13 protein-coding genes, 1 other RNA gene and 1 other annotated feature are annotated in these 14,864 nt (G+C 36.7%); of the genes, 12 read left to right on the forward strand and 2 right to left on the reverse strand.

What is annotated here, in order from left to right; translation table 11 throughout:
- Positions 1-82: 82 nt before the first annotated feature.
- A non-coding RNA gene (gene ssrS, locus CWR45_RS02155) (6S RNA) lies at positions 83-274 on the forward strand.
- Between the two features lie 161 nt (positions 275-435).
- Here the strand turns inward: ssrS and CWR45_RS02160 are convergent.
- On the reverse strand, positions 436-1,110 hold the full coding sequence (locus CWR45_RS02160) for an RsfA family transcriptional regulator (protein ID WP_115748251.1): 675 nt from the start codon (positions 1,108-1,110) through the stop codon (positions 436-438).
- 166 nt (positions 1,111-1,276) lie between these two features.
- Positions 1,277-2,560 (reverse strand): replication-associated recombination protein A, encoded by a 1,284-nt coding sequence (locus CWR45_RS02165; protein ID WP_115748152.1) that lies wholly within the window; start codon positions 2,558-2,560, stop codon positions 1,277-1,279.
- A 151-nt stretch (positions 2,561-2,711) separates the two neighbouring features.
- On the opposite strand from CWR45_RS02165, the gene cymR reads away from it, so the two are divergent.
- The 11 genes from cymR (at position 2,712) to CWR45_RS02225 (ending at position 14,735) form a co-directional block, all read left to right on the forward strand.
- Entirely contained in the window at positions 2,712-3,131 is a 420-nt protein-coding gene (gene cymR / locus CWR45_RS02170; protein WP_115748153.1) for a cysteine metabolism transcriptional regulator CymR, read from the forward strand.
- A 480-nt stretch (positions 3,132-3,611) separates the two neighbouring features.
- Positions 3,612-4,778 carry a cysteine desulfurase family protein gene (locus tag CWR45_RS02180; protein ID WP_115748155.1) on the forward strand — a complete coding sequence of 389 codons (1,167 nt, stop codon included), beginning with the start codon at positions 3,612-3,614 and terminating at the stop codon, positions 4,776-4,778.
- Positions 4,768-5,880: a tRNA 2-thiouridine(34) synthase MnmA gene (gene mnmA, locus CWR45_RS02185; protein ID WP_115748156.1), complete on the forward strand. Its 1,113-nt coding sequence runs from the start codon at positions 4,768-4,770 to the stop codon at positions 5,878-5,880. The genes CWR45_RS02180 and mnmA overlap by 11 nt, the downstream gene beginning before the upstream one ends.
- Positions 5,881-5,909: 29 nt before the next feature.
- Entirely contained in the window at positions 5,910-6,578 is a 669-nt protein-coding gene (locus tag CWR45_RS02190; RefSeq protein WP_115748157.1) for a tetratricopeptide repeat protein, read from the forward strand.
- Between the two features lie 19 nt (positions 6,579-6,597).
- Positions 6,598-8,919 (forward strand): SF1B family DNA helicase RecD2, encoded by a 2,322-nt coding sequence (recD2, locus tag CWR45_RS02195; RefSeq protein ID WP_115748158.1) that lies wholly within the window; start codon positions 6,598-6,600, stop codon positions 8,917-8,919.
- 72 nt (positions 8,920-8,991) lie between these two features.
- Positions 8,992-9,180 (forward strand): hypothetical protein, encoded by a 189-nt coding sequence (locus CWR45_RS02200; RefSeq protein WP_115748159.1) that lies wholly within the window; start codon positions 8,992-8,994, stop codon positions 9,178-9,180.
- A 40-nt stretch (positions 9,181-9,220) separates the two neighbouring features.
- The gene (locus tag CWR45_RS02205; protein WP_115748160.1) at positions 9,221-10,288 is read left to right on the forward strand and encodes an AI-2E family transporter; all 1,068 of its coding nucleotides are present in this window, start codon (positions 9,221-9,223) and stop codon (positions 10,286-10,288) included.
- Positions 10,289-10,343: 55 nt separating this feature from the next.
- Positions 10,344-10,557 (forward strand) — a binding site (T-box leader).
- Positions 10,558-10,681: 124 nt separating this feature from the next.
- Positions 10,682-13,324 (forward strand): alanine--tRNA ligase, encoded by a 2,643-nt coding sequence (gene alaS / locus CWR45_RS02210; RefSeq protein ID WP_115748161.1) that lies wholly within the window; start codon positions 10,682-10,684, stop codon positions 13,322-13,324.
- 256 nt (positions 13,325-13,580) lie between these two features.
- Positions 13,581-13,847 carry an IreB family regulatory phosphoprotein gene (locus CWR45_RS02215; RefSeq protein WP_115748162.1) on the forward strand — a complete coding sequence of 89 codons (267 nt, stop codon included), beginning with the start codon at positions 13,581-13,583 and terminating at the stop codon, positions 13,845-13,847.
- Positions 13,848-14,261, forward strand: coding sequence for a Holliday junction resolvase RuvX (gene ruvX, locus CWR45_RS02220; RefSeq protein WP_115748163.1), 414 nt, complete (start codon positions 13,848-13,850; stop codon positions 14,259-14,261).
- 189 nt (positions 14,262-14,450) lie between these two features.
- Positions 14,451-14,735: a DUF1292 domain-containing protein gene (locus CWR45_RS02225; RefSeq protein WP_115748164.1), complete on the forward strand. Its 285-nt coding sequence runs from the start codon at positions 14,451-14,453 to the stop codon at positions 14,733-14,735.
- Positions 14,736-14,864: the final 129 nt, after the last annotated feature.

Here is a 14,864-nt window from a genome sequence, read left to right on the forward strand (position 1 = left end):
TGTAATCGAAAAAAATATATTTTTAAATATTGAAAAAATAACATTTATATGTTAAGATAAATTTACAAAAGAGAAATGATGCTTAATCCTGATGTGTTCGTTTATTAAAAGTATTTTGACCGAACAACTAATTACTTGGGAGCTTCTAAAATCGTTTTTATGGTGCATACATGCCCCTAACACAAATGGGGAAGTATAATAAACATAAAACATAGCACCCACCTGCCAAAAGCGGGATCAAAACTCAAAAATAGACGGCATAATCGGGAGTAAGCGATACATAAATAAAAAACTGACTAGCGCTAGTCAGTTTTTTATTATTTATAATATGATATATGTTGCGGTATAGATTAATCGTAATCTGTTTTGCTATGCCCTGGATATTATTTAAATATAATGTAGAAAGCGCTAATCTGCCAAATTGAAGTTCTGCTCTTAATTTGACCCATGTGCCAGCTGTTGCAAGTTGCCGTTTTTATCCATGCGGAATGTTGGTGCTTTCATACTTCCTTGATCATCAAGTACCGTCATTTTTCTTGCTCGATCCATGATTTGAATAAATGCTTGATAATCTTCTTGGATAGTAGCAAGTTGTGTTTCTGTTTCTGTTAATTGTTTTTCTAGTTTTTTAATTTCTTCCTTTAATAATGTATTCTCTTTATGGGCACTTTCTAGTGATACTTTTGATTGATTGGAAGCATAGTAGTCTTTCTTGACCTCATGTAAAAATTGAATCACCATATCCATTGAAATCGTTGGTACTGCTTCTTCAATTATTAACGTACTTTGCTCTTCTCGTTCACTATATTCCTCGTAGGCCGGTGTGGGTGGCAGCGAAATAACCGGATTCCTTGTTTTCTGTACCTGTTTTGCAATTGCCCGTTTCTTTTCTTTCCGTTGCCTTTTTGCTAAATCAATTGCACTATCATACTTCATTCTTACCTCAGCATTCCATCTAAATCCACAAGCAGCAGAGGTACGGTTTAATTTGTCGCCAACTTCTTCAAAAGCATTCAATTGTGTGCTTCCTTCACGAATGTGGCGTAAAACTGTTTCTGCTAATAATAGATCATCTTCATGTGACCATGCATCTTGTCTAACCTTAACCAATCCATTCAACTCCTTTTCCATCGCAGCATCACTTTAGTTCTTCATATCTCTTGATTAACGAATGGTAGGAAACTACTAATCGTTAATCATCGATTGTCCTATCTATCTAGGTGAAAAACCCTATTTATTACAATCTCTATAAATATTGTTACCGCTTGGAATAGTTTTATACATGGTTGGCTTTATCTTTATTAATTTTTTCGTACACTTGTTTGATAGCTTGTTCAAATTTTCCCGTGTTTTTAGGATTATAATAGTGTTTGTTTTTTATAGAGTCTGGTAAATATTGCTGGCTTATCCAGCCTCCTTCATAATCATGTGGATACTTATAACCAACTCCGCGTCCAAGACTGCTTGCGCCTTGATAGTGAGAATCTTTAAGGTGTGCTGGTATATCACCAGTCTTTCCACTCCTAATATCTGCTAATGCTGCATCAAGCGCCTTGTATGCAGTATTTGATTTAGGCGAGAGGCATAACTCAATGATTGCAACACTTAGTGGAATTCGTGCCTCAGGGAAACCAAGTCTTTCTGCAGCTTGAATTGCTGCTAATGCACGTGGACCTGCTTGAGGATTTGCAAGACCAATATCTTCATAAGCAATAACTACCATTCTTCTTCCAATACTATCTAAATCACCGGCCTCAATTAATCGTCCTAAATAATGGAGTGCTGCATCAACATCACTTCCGCGAATTGATTTTTGAAAGGCAGATAAGACATCATAATGTGCATCACCGTTTTTATCATGTGAAAAGCTTTTCTTTTGCATACATTCTTCCGCTGTCTCCAGGTCAATCACAACTTCGTCATCTTGATCCTTAGGTGTGGAGGAGATAGCCAGTTCTAGTCCGTTCAATGCTGAACGCATATCCCCATTTGCAGTACTGGAAAAGTGATCCAATGCTTCATCTGTGATACTAATCTCCTGTTTGCCGTAGCCATTTTCTTCATCCTTAATGGCTCTGACTAAAGCAGTCTTCACATTTTCTGGTGTTAACGCATGTAATTCAAATAGATGACAGCGACTACGAATGGCAGGGTTAATCGAATGGTATGGATTACTCGTAGTACATCCGATTAAAGTGATTAAATCATTTTCTAAATGGGGTAGAAGAAAGTCTTGTTTAGCTTTATCTAAGCGATGTACTTCATCAAGAATTAGTACAATATTTCCCATCATCTTCGCTTCTTCCACAACTATTTCCATGTCTTTCTTTTTATCTGTTACTGCATTTAGCATTTTTACTCGTAATCCTAAGCTTTTTGCTAATGCTGTTGCCATCGATGTCTTTCCTGTGCCAGGAGGGCCAAAGAGAATCATTGAAGCGAGTTGCTCTGCCTGAACCATCCGATTTAATATTTTCCCTTCGCCAACAAGATGCTCTTGTCCAATGATTTCATTAATATGGTCAGGTCTCATTCGAAATGCGAGTGGTTTTAGTTTCATTTTTATCGTCCTTTATTTATAATATTATATTTAAGCTTAATTCCAATTCAGGTTAAATGCAAGAAGCATGCTATTCATGCTATAATATCAAGTATTAAAAATGAATTCGTCGATACATGATTTCATGTGTCGTAAAATAGAGGTGCACAAAATGAAAATATCAACTAAAGGACGTTATGGATTAACGATTATGATTGAATTAGCGAAGAATCATGGTGGAGGTCCTATGTCATTAAAGGCAATTGCGAAAGAAAATGATTTATCCGAGCATTATTTAGAACAACTTGCTTCTCCACTAAGAAATGCCGGTTTAATCAAGAGTATCAGAGGAGCCTATGGTGGCTACGTTTTAGCAAAGGAAGGTAAGGAAATCACTGCTGGTGATATTATTCGTGTGCTCGAAGGACCGATAACAATTGTTGAAGGTATTGAAGAAGAAAAACCAGCACAACAAGCACTCTGGATGAAAATACGAGATGCAATTAAAAATGTACTAGACAATACAACACTAGAGACTCTCGCAAATCACGACAGCGACGAACCACAAGACGCTTATATGTTTTATATATAGGTCTATATCCAAATTGGTTGTGGATACTAGATAAAGTTTGAACCTAAATAGTAATGATATTTACTTCCTTTCCGGTCGCTCCAGAAATACACTACGCTTTCCGCGGGCGGCTGGTGAGCCTCTTCGTGCTAATGCACTTCAGAGTCTCACCGAGGCCTTTCCTCCCGCAGGAGTCTCCGTGTATTTCTTCCGCTGGGTCCTGTGCAAAAACTATTGATATAGGAGTAGTAAATGCACTAACAATTGCTGTGGATTGTAGCGGAGGACAGGAGACTCCTACGAGTATTGCAACGGCTAAAGATACATCGGAAGTAATCTTTTTATGATTGAGCTGAAGCGTTGCCCGCGGAAAGCGACTGTCCGCAGCGAAAATCAACATTACACCTAGTTCGCACTTTATATTAACTATCCATTACTTTTAAAAAACTTTTCAATTACAACCTATTAAATAATTCGCATTATACGAAAGGACGAATAGAAATGGAACCAATATATTTGGATCACGCAGCAACAACGCCAATGAGCAATGAAGTCATCGAAGCAATGCTTCCGGTATATAAAGAAACATTTGGCAATCCTTCAAGTGTCCATTCATTCGGTCGAAAGGCAAGACAACATCTTGATGCTGCAAGACGAGTAATGGCAAAAAGCATTCATGCTAACGAGAAAGAAATTATCTATACAAGCGGTGGAACGGAAGCTGATAATCTTGCATTGATTGGCACAGCGTTAGCAAACCGTGACAAAGGGAATCATATTATTACAAGCGCTCAGGAACATCATGCTGTATTACACACAGCAGAATATCTGGAGAAACAAGGATTTGATGTAACCTATTTACCAGTTAATCAAAATGGAAAAGTAGATATAAAGGATTTACAAGCTGCATTAACCGATGCAACAATTCTAGTCTCCATTATGTATGTAAATAATGAAACAGGAATAATTCAACCTATCAAAGAAATAGGCGAGCTGTTAAAAGACCATCAAGCTTATTTCCATACAGATGCAGTTCAGGCTTTTGGTTTAATTGATATCGATGTAAAGGTAAGCCATATTGATTTACTCACAGTATCCTCTCATAAAATTAATGGTCCTAAAGGAATTGGTTTTTTATATGCTGAGGAGCATGTTAAAATGAATCCTTTACAGTTCGGTGGGGAACAAGAGCGCAAGCGTCGTGCTGGAACAGAGAATATTGTAAGTGTTGTTGGTTTCCAAAAAGCAGTGGAGCTGGCAATTGAGCATAAAGCAGAGCGAGAGGCAGACTATCAGCAGTATAAACAATTATTTTTAGATGAATTAAGAAATCATAGTGTGGAATTTCAAGTGAACGGGGAAAGTTCAGAACAAATCGCTTCAATTGTAAATATTAGTTTCCCAGGAGCAAATGTGGAGCAAATGCTGACGAACTTTGATTTAGATGGAATTGCGGCTTCCAGTGGCAGTGCATGTACGGCAGGCAGTGTGGAACCTTCCCATGTATTAACAGCCATGTTTGGAGAGAATAATCCTTGCACAACGAATTCAATTCGCTTTAGTTTTGGGATTTTTAATACAACGGAGAATGTGAAAGAAGCCGCAGAGCGAGTTGCAAAGATCATTAAAAGATTAATAAAAAAGGAAAGTGAAAATAATGAAGGATAATAAAGACATACGTGTTGTCGTAGGAATGAGTGGTGGGGTTGATTCATCAGTCGCAGCATTATTACTTAAGGAACAAGGATATGATGTTGTTGGAATTTTTATGAAGAACTGGGATGATACTGACGAATTTGGAGTTTGTACTGCAACTGAGGATTTTGATGATGTTGTACGAGTATGTAATCAACTCGATATCCCGTATTATTCGGTTAATTTTGAGAAGGAATATTGGGATAAGGTATTTACTTATTTTTTAGATGAATACAAAGCTGGCAGAACGCCAAATCCAGATGTAATGTGTAATAAAGAAATTAAATTCAAGGCATTTCTAGACCATGCATTATCGCTTGGTGCAGACTACCTGGCAACAGGGCATTATGCACAAGTAAGAGAAGTTGACGGACATACACAAATGTTACGCGGAGTAGATGACAATAAGGATCAAACATATTTCTTAAATCAATTATCTGAAGATGTACTTAGTAAGGTAATGTTCCCATTGGGACATATGCCGAAATCAAAAGTACGTGAAATTGCAAAAGAAGCTGGACTAGTAACAGCGACGAAGAAAGATTCTACCGGAATATGCTTTATCGGTGAACGTAATTTCAAGCAATTTTTAAGCGAATATTTACCTGCACAACCTGGGGAAATGCAAACCTTGGATGGCATTGTTAAGGGCAAGCATGATGGATTAATGTACTATACAATTGGACAACGTCAAGGGCTAGGCATAGGTGGAGAAGGTGATCCATGGTTTGTAGTTGGAAAGAACTTAAAGGAAAATATTCTTTATGTTGAACAAGGATACTCGAATGATTATTTATATTCTGATGCATTAATTGCTACCGACATTAACTGGATTAATGAAGCAGAAATAAAAGAGAGCTTTACGTGTACGGCCAAGTTCCGTTATCGTCAAAAGGATAGTAATGTTAAAGTTACTTTACTTGATAATGGAAAAGTACGTGTAGATTTTGAGAATACAGAACGTGCAATCACTCCAGGGCAAGCTGTTGTATTTTACGATGGCGATGTTTGCTTAGGTGGAGCCACAATTGATGAAATCATCAAGCAAGAAAATAAACTTCAATATGTTGGCTAAAAATTCATCCCCTCAAAAGGAGCGTTACAATGGATAAGAACACACAAGGTATTATATATATGCAAGAAGGAAAGTTTGAAGAGGCTGCAACGCTTTTTAATGAAGTAATCGAACAAAATCCAATTGATGCAGTCGGTTATATTAATTTCGGTAACTTATTAATGCATATGAAAGATTTTGAACATGCAGAGCGTTTCTTTAACAGAGCGATTGAACTGGATGGCAATGCTGCAACAGCGTATTATGGACTGGGTAATTTATACTTTGAACAATCGCTGTATCAGCCTGCACAACAAAATTTCCAGAAAGCAATGGAACTAGGGTTGGAGGAAAGCGATGTTTACTATATGCTTGGTATAACATTACAAAATCAAGAGCAATTTAAACTTTCTCTTCCATATTTATTACGTGCAGCAGAGTTAGCACCAGGTGACGATGAGGTTTTATTCCTTTACGGTCTTTCGCTAGCACAAGCAAATCATCTTAAAGATGCGAAATCTACGTTTGAAAATGTAATTGGAATGAATCCAGAGCATAGTGATGCACATTATAATTTAGGAATAATATCTATATACGATGAAAATATTGATGAAGCATTAGCCCATTTTAATGAGGCATTAAGAATTCAACCAGAACACATATTAGCGGCAAACGGTAAGAAGAATATTCAAGCGCTCTTGAAAGAAAACGATAGGTAAGATAGTGAGGTTGTTATAGATGGAGAAAGACCAGCAATCAGAAAAAGTACAAGGTTATATTAAGGGAGAACTCCTTCACACAATTTTCCATAATGAAACCGAGCATTTTTCAATTGTGAAAATAAGAGTAAAGGAAACCAATGAGGATTTTAAAGAAAAAGAGATTATTGCCAAGGGATATTTCTCCAATCTACAAGAACAAACAACTTACTATTTTTATGGCGATTTTGAAAGACATGCAAAGTTTGGTTTACAATACCGTGTGAATTCCTATCAAACTTATATACCTGATACAAAGGACGGTCTCATTGCTTATCTCTCTAGTGATTTATTCTATGGAATTGGGAAAAGAATTGCAGGGCGGATTGTCGAGCATTTAGGAGAAAATGCCGTATCCAGAATCCTTAATAACCCAGACTGTCTGGCAGATGTACCTGGAATAAAGAAAGAAACAATCGAGCAATTAGTTAAAAGCTTGCAGGAAAACCAGGGATTTGAACATGTTGTTGTCCATCTATCAACATATAATATTAGTTTGAAGCTGGCACAAAAAATTTATCAGGAATATAAAGATGAGACGATTGAAAAGCTGCAAGAGGATCCATATCAGTTTGTCTTTGATATTGAAGGACTCGGATTCCAAACGGCTGATGAAATTGCCAAGAAAAATGGACTATCCTTATCACACCCCAATCGAATTGGTGCTGGATGTATTTATGTTTTACAGCGAAGCGTTAATGATGGACATGTATATCTACCGATAGATTATTGTGTTTCACAGGTTCTCTCATTGTTATCTACAAGGGATGAATTATCTCCAGAAATGATTGCTGAAAGACTTGATGAATTAAATACTGAAAAGAAAGTCATCGTTCTTAATGGAAATGTTTATTTGCCTTCCCTCTATTATGCTGAGGATGGCTTTGCTTCCCATTTAAAACGAGTGATTCAAAAGGAAATCGAAATTGAGACACCATTAGCAGATTTATTGAAGATTACCGGTGAAATAGAAGAATCGGAAGTATTGAGCTATGGGAAAGAGCAATTTGCAGCGATTGACAAGGCACTACATTCTAAAGTTATGATTCTGACAGGTGGACCTGGTACAGGAAAAACAACTGTTATTAAAGGGATTTTAAAAGCGTACGGTGCGATTCACGATGTTTCCTTAAACATGACAGATTATGATAATAAGTCCGACTTTCCGTTTATTTTGACGGCACCAACAGGCCGGGCGGCAAAACGATTGAATGAATCGACAGGGATTCCGGCACAGACAATCCACCGACTACTAGGATGGAATGGAGCGAATGGATTTGATAAGGATGAGAAGGAACAACTGGAAGGAAAATTTCTAATTGTCGATGAGTTTTCTATGGTTGATATTTGGTTAGCAAACAACCTCTTTAAAGCAATACCTGATGATATGCAAGTGTTGCTGGTTGGTGATGAAGACCAGCTACCTTCAGTAGGTCCAGGTCAGGTTCTAGCAGATTTATTGAAAAGTGAACTCATTCCTTTAGTTAGTTTAAATGAGGTCTATCGACAAAAAGAAGGCTCGAAAATAATTCAATTGGCACATGAAATAAAAAATGATATATGTACTGTAGATTCCTTGCAAAATGATTCAGATTTTAGTTTTATTCCATGTAATGAATACCAAATGCTTGACGTTGTCACAATCATTTTTAAGAAGGCAAAGGACAAAGGAATTGATTTAAGAGACATTCAAGTACTTGCACCTATGTACCGCTCACAAGCCGGGATAACGATGATTAATAAAGAATTACAGCGATTGATTAATCCGAAAACCAAAACGAAACGTGAAGTAAAGATGAATGACCTTATTTACCGAGTTGGCGATAAGGTAATCCAGCTCGTTAATCAGCCTGAAGATGGTGTGTACAATGGTGATATTGGTGAGGTAGTTGCGATATTCAAAGAGGATGAGAATAAGGAAAACGAGGAACAGGTTGTCATTGCTTTTGATGATCGAGAAGTCGTATATGTGCGAAAAGACTATGATAATTTTATGCACGCCTATTGCATATCGATTCATAAGTCACAGGGAAGTGAGTTTCCAATAGTCGTCATGCCTGTAGTTTCATCCTACTATCGCATGCTTAGAAAAAATCTACTCTACACTGCAATTACTAGAAGTAAAGAGTCATTGATTATTTGTGGAGAGGTACAGGCGTTTTTTAAAGGAATCCAAACAGTTGACACGAATAACCGTTTTACATCATTAAGAGAGCAATTGGTTGAGAGATTAGAGAAGACCCCACTTCCATTAGCTGATACTAGTGAAGAAGAAGAGATATCTCCTTACGATTTTATGTAAGTCATGATGTATAAAAAAATGAAAATCGGGTAAGCATAACATCATAATGTATTTTAAAAATGAGGTGCTATGATGATGCGATGCCCGAATTGTAATGGTAAAGATATAGGGAAAATCGGTTCACAAAACTATTATTGCTGGACATGCTTTGTGGAAATGACAATCTTAAATAATGCGTTAACCTTACATCAAATTGAGGCAGATGGTAGTTTAAGCTCGTTAAATGATTTATTTACAGAAGAACAAAGGAAATTACAGTAACCATCCTAGATTCTGAATGCAGTGCAAAGGAGGGTTACTTATGTTTCCTGGAAATAAACGGCTAAATTATTTATACTGGATTATTACTGGAATACTATCTATATTATTTATCTATTTACTAGTAAAATCTTTTCCTTATTATAGTATCTTCTTTTCATTTCTATGGAAATTATCCATCCCATTCTTAATTGCAATACTGATTGCATATCTTTTGTATCCAATAATTAATAAAATCCACAGTTACAATATTCATAAAGGACTTGCTATTTTATTTATTTATGTGCTTTTTTTTGGTGGCATCGCCTATCTCATATACCGTGTATACCCGGTAATTGTCCTGCAAGTACGCGATTTAGCAAATAATTTCCCGAAAATGACCGACATGTATGAAGGCATCGTGTTAAACATTTATGAATACACTTCCTTTCTCCCTGAAACAGTGCATGATAAAATGGACCAACTCATTATTGGATTGGAAAAATCTATAGAGAATGTTTTAACAAAATTAGTTGGTGGCTTTACTAGAATATTTGATATGATTCTTGTTATCACGATTATCCCTGTGCTTGTCTTCTACTTTTTGAAGGATTATGACAGGATGAAAGATTTTTTCAAGCAATTTATTCCTACTAGATATCGTGAACCGCTAAGTAAGATGGTACATGCAATAGATGCAAATTTAGGAAGTTATATTCGCGGCCAGTTGCTCATTTGTTTAATAATTACGATTATCACACTGATTGTTTTTAAATTACTGCATATCGAATATGCTTTGCTGCTCGCGGTTATTTTAGGCATTACGAATATTATTCCATATTTCGGTCCAATTATTGGATCCATTCCCGCTGTAGCGATTGCGGCTACAACATCAGGGAGTTTAGTAATTTTTGTATTGGTTGCCGTGTTCGCAATCCAGACGATTGAAGGGAATCTATTGTCACCTTATATTGTCGGAAAAAGTATTGCAATTCACCCAGTAGCTATTATCCTCGCAATATTAGTAGGATCGAAGCTGTTTGGGGTTATTGGATTGATTCTGGCAGTGCCAATCCTGACGATTTTAAAGGTAATTGTCAAACATATATGGGACTTTAGAGCGGAACATTGACATCAATGCATTTATTTTCTATACTGTAAGAAAAGATTCTACTTACTTAAATATATGTAAAACGTTGATAGTGATAAGTACATGAGGCTCTATTTTAAGAGAGGGATTTCCATCTGGCTGTAAGAAATCCTAAATAAGAGACATGGAAAGCTAAACTAGAGTACGGTTAATCCCCGTCGGTCTCATACCGTTACAATGATAAAGTGATGAATAATGCCGATTTATTATTCATAATTAGGGTGGTACCGCGAATAAATCTCGTCCCTGCGTATAAGCAGAGAGGGGATTTTTTTGTAGTTTAAGAAAGTATAAAAACTTTCTTACTACATATGTACAAGTAAGTTTGTTAATGAAAGATTTTTAAAATTTAGTACAGAAATAGGAGGATATCAAATGAAGCAATTAAATTCAGCTGAAGTCAGACAGTTATTTATCGATTTTTTTAAGGAAAAAGGACATCGCCAAGAACCAAGCGCGTCGCTTGTGCCAAAGGATGACCCAACACTGCTGTGGATCAATAGTGGGGTTGCGACGTTAAAGAAGTACTTTGATGGACGAGTAATCCCGGAAAATCCAAGATTAGTAAATGCGCAAAAGTCTATTCGTACCAATGATATTGAAAATGTCGGTTACACTGCAAGACACCATACATTCTTTGAAATGCTTGGGAACTTCTCAATTGGTGATTATTTCAAACAAGAAGCAATCGAGTGGGCATGGGAATTTTTAACTAGTGAGAAATGGCTTGCCCTTGATGCAGAATTATTATCCGTTACCGTTCATCCAGAAGATGATGAGGCATATAATATTTGGTTACATGAGATTAAATTGCCAAAAGAGCGGATCATTCGCTTGGAGGAAAACTTCTGGGATATTGGCGAAGGGCCAAGTGGACCGAACACAGAAATTTTCTATGATCGTGGCGAAAAATATGGAAATAACCCGAATGATCCGGAACTATTTCCAGGTGGAGAAAATAATCGTTACTTAGAAATTTGGAATCTCGTATTTTCTCAATTTAATCATAATCCGGATGACACGTATACACCACTTCCAAAGAAAAACATTGATACTGGAATGGGTCTTGAACGAATGGTTTCTATCATTCAGGATGTTCCTACGAATTTTGAAACGGATTTATTCATGCCAATCATTAAAAAAACAGAGCAATTGGCAAACGTAAATTATGGTAAAACAAAGGAAAGTGATACAGCTTTCAAAGTAATCGCTGATCACATTCGTACGGTTAGCTTTGCGATTGGTGATGGTGCAATTCCATCAAATGAAGGTAGAGGATATGTTTTAAGAAGATTACTTCGAAGAGCAATTCGTTTTGCGAAGGAAATTGGGATTGAAAAGCCGTTTATGTTTGAATTAGTAGATACAGTGGGCGAGATTATGCAAGAGTTTTACCCAGAAGTTACGAAGCAAAAAGACTTTATTAAAAACATTATCAAGGTTGAAGAGGAACGGTTCCATGAAACGCTTAACGATGGGCTGGAGATTCTATCCACTGTAATCGAAAAAGAAAAAGCAGCTGGAAATACAGTTTTCCCTGGTAAAGAAGTATTCCGTTTATATGATACTTATGGTTTTCCGAAAGAATTAACAGAAGAATACGTGGAACAGCAAGGCTTTACAATAGATGAGACTGGTTATAATACTGAAATGGAACAACAAAGAGAACGTGCTAGAAATGCTCGTCAAAAAGTAGATTCCATGCAGGTTCAGGATAGTATTTTAGGGGAACTCCAAGTAGATAGTGAGTTTATCGGCTATCGTCAATTAGAAGCAGAGACGAAAATTGAAATCCTAATCAGCGGCAAAGAAATAGTCGAAGTAGCAAAGAAAGATGAAGAAGTATATCTCTTTTTAAATAAAACACCTTTCTATGCGGAAAGTGGTGGGCAAACTGCAGACCACGGTTGGATTTATACAGACACAGCATCTGCATATGTCGAGGATGTACAGAAGTCACCCAATGGTCAGAATATCCACCGAGTTATCGTTAAAGATGGTGAGTTAAAGGCAGGAAGTACAGTAAAAGCAATGGTGGATTCAGAATTCCGTTCGTCCGTTATCAAGAATCACTCTGGTACACATTTATTACATCAAGCATTAAAGGATGTACTAGGTACACATGTTAACCAAGCAGGTTCATTAGTAACACCTGAGCGGCTACGTTTTGACTTCTCGCATTTCAGTGCTGTAACGAAAGAGGAGTTAGAACGTATTGAGCACAGCGTTAACGAGCAGATTTGGGCTGCATTACCTGTTGTTATTACAGAAGAAAAGATTGAAGATGCAAAAGCAATGGGTGCAATGGCATTATTTGGTGAGAAGTATGGCGATGTCGTTCGTGTCGTAAAGATGGGCAATTATAGTCTTGAATTATGTGGTGGTTGTCATGTACAAACAACGTCGGAAATCGGCTTGTTTAAAATCGTTTCTGAAAGTGGAATCGGTGCTGGAACAAGAAGAATTGAAGCAGTCACCAGTAAGTATGCATACGAATTCCTAAATAAAAAGGTATCCGTATTACAAACTGCAGCACAGTTACTGAAAACGAATGAAGACCATGTTCCAGAACGATTAGAGGGACAGTTCAATGAACTAAAGGAATTGCAAAAGGAAAATGAATCTTTAAGTGCGAAACTAGCTAATTTAGAAGCTTCATCTATTTTGGATCAAATTGAAGATGTAGATGGGATTCCTGTTTTAGCACAAAAAGTTAACGTGAAAGACATGAACCAATTAAGAAATATGCTTGATGATTTAAAGCAAAAGATTGATTCAGGAATTATTCTTTTAGCTGCTGAAAGTAATGGAAAGGTACAGCTTGCAGCAGGTGTGTCAAAAGATTTAATTGAGCAGGGCTATCATGCAGGCAATGTTGTTAAGAAGGCTGCAGCCGTTTGTGGCGGTGGCGGTGGAGGCCGACCTGATATGGCTCAAGCTGGCGGAAAGGACCCTGCAAAAATAATGGAAGCACTAGCTGTAGTCAAAGATTATGTCAATGAAATTAGTAATAAGTAATTAATTTGTCTCCTTTTAGCAAAAAAAATATAATATTGTTGAAAAACATGGTAAGATGAATGCAGTAGGTTTTACTAGTTCGTCAACCAATATGGTTTATTTGGTAGTAAGAAAGGAAACATCCTTTCTTACTACATAAGTGCGACTAAGGCTGTCACCCAAAGACTTGGTGACAACCAAGTTTTTCTAAAAATTAATGAAGGTTACATTCCCCTTTTACGAAATAATCGGGAGTTCCTTAGAACGGAGTGTCAAGATGAGTTCAATTGATAAAACGATGAAATTTAATTTTTCAGAAGAACCATTCGATCAAGATATTAAAGAAATTCTTTTTACGGTTCATGATGCATTAAAGGAAAAGGGTTATAATCCAATTAATCAAATTGTTGGTTATTTATTATCTGGAGATCCGGCGTATATTCCAAGACATAAAGATGCACGGAATTTAATACGAAGAGTAGAAAGAGATGAAGTAATCGAGGAATTAGTAAAAGTTTATTTACAACAAAAAAAGGCGGATTAAATGAAAATTATTGGATTAGATGTCGGTTCTAAAACCATAGGTGTTGCGGTAAGCGATGCACTTGGCTGGACTGCGCAAGGAAAAACAACGATTCAGTGGAATGAGAATGATATCCATTCAGCTGATGAAGCATTGGATAAAATAATCAAAGAATATGAAATTGAAAAAGCTGTCATTGGACTTCCTAAAAATATGAATGGTACAATAGGTGAACGAGGAGAAGCGTCACAACGTTATGCAGCTCATATTGAAGAAATCTTTCAAATCCCCACAGTACTTTGGGATGAAAGACTAACAACCATCGCTGCCGAAAGAGTACTGCTAGAAGCAGATATTAGCAGAAAGAAAAGAAAAAAGGTTATCGACAAAATGGCTGCAGTTATGATTCTCCAAGGTTATTTAGATAAAAAATAAAAGGCAATATTCTTTAAGAGTGGGACAGCGAATACTCTTCCCGCTGAAATGATTTGTTGGTTTTTCCTAAATTTGGTAATAATAATTATCAGTGGTAGGTAACATTGTCGAAGTCATCCTTGACTTATAGGGAAATTACCATTTACAACAAACAGTGCAGATGAAGCCAAAATAAAAGAGGTGAAAGAAGTGGCAATTGAAGATAAAGAAAGAATTATCGTTCCAGACGAAAATGGTGAAGAGCATCTTTTTGAAGTTCTCTTTACATTTGACGTTGACGAAACGAACCAATCCTACATTGCTGTTGTTCCAGTTGAGCAATCGGAAGATGAAGAAGTAGAAGTATACGCATTCCGTTACGAAGAAAATGGAAACGACGATGATGATCTTGCATTATTCCCGATTGAAACAGATGAAGAGTGGGACATCGTAGAAGAAATGCTAGCAACATTAGCGGATGAAGAAGATAAGTAAGAATAATGATTTTGTTTGGAAGCTGATGTCAACTAGCGACATCAGCTTTTCTTATTGCTATCTAGATTAAATCACTAAATTAATGGATAATCCTATCTATTTTTAGTATAATAAGTCGAATGAAAGGGG

The organism is Oceanobacillus chungangensis, assembly GCF_003369565.1.
In the GTDB taxonomy this organism is placed as follows: Bacteria; Bacillota; Bacilli; order Bacillales; family Amphibacillaceae; genus Oceanobacillus; species Oceanobacillus chungangensis.

Bases quoted from the DNA above. Each gene is read 5' to 3' on its own strand.
- mnmA (WP_115748156.1), top strand. From the start codon at position 4,768: ATGAAGGATAATAAAGACATACGTGTTGTCGTAGGAATGAGTGGTGGG.
- CWR45_RS02190 (WP_115748157.1), top strand. From the start codon at position 5,910: ATGGATAAGAACACACAAGGTATTATATATATGCAAGAAGGAAAGTTT.
- CWR45_RS02205 (WP_115748160.1), top strand. From the start codon at position 9,221: ATGTTTCCTGGAAATAAACGGCTAAATTATTTATACTGGATTATTACT.
- ruvX (WP_115748163.1), top strand. From the start codon at position 13,848: ATGAAAATTATTGGATTAGATGTCGGTTCTAAAACCATAGGTGTTGCG.
- recD2 (WP_115748158.1), top strand. From the start codon at position 6,598: ATGGAGAAAGACCAGCAATCAGAAAAAGTACAAGGTTATATTAAGGGA.
- cymR (WP_115748153.1), top strand. From the start codon at position 2,712: ATGAAAATATCAACTAAAGGACGTTATGGATTAACGATTATGATTGAA.
- CWR45_RS02165 (WP_115748152.1), bottom strand. From the start codon at position 2,560: ATGAAACTAAAACCACTCGCATTTCGAATGAGACCTGACCATATTAAT.
- CWR45_RS02215 (WP_115748162.1), top strand. From the start codon at position 13,581: ATGAGTTCAATTGATAAAACGATGAAATTTAATTTTTCAGAAGAACCA.
- CWR45_RS02200 (WP_115748159.1), top strand. From the start codon at position 8,992: ATGATGCGATGCCCGAATTGTAATGGTAAAGATATAGGGAAAATCGGT.
- alaS (WP_115748161.1), top strand. From the start codon at position 10,682: ATGAAGCAATTAAATTCAGCTGAAGTCAGACAGTTATTTATCGATTTT.
- CWR45_RS02180 (WP_115748155.1), top strand. From the start codon at position 3,612: ATGGAACCAATATATTTGGATCACGCAGCAACAACGCCAATGAGCAAT.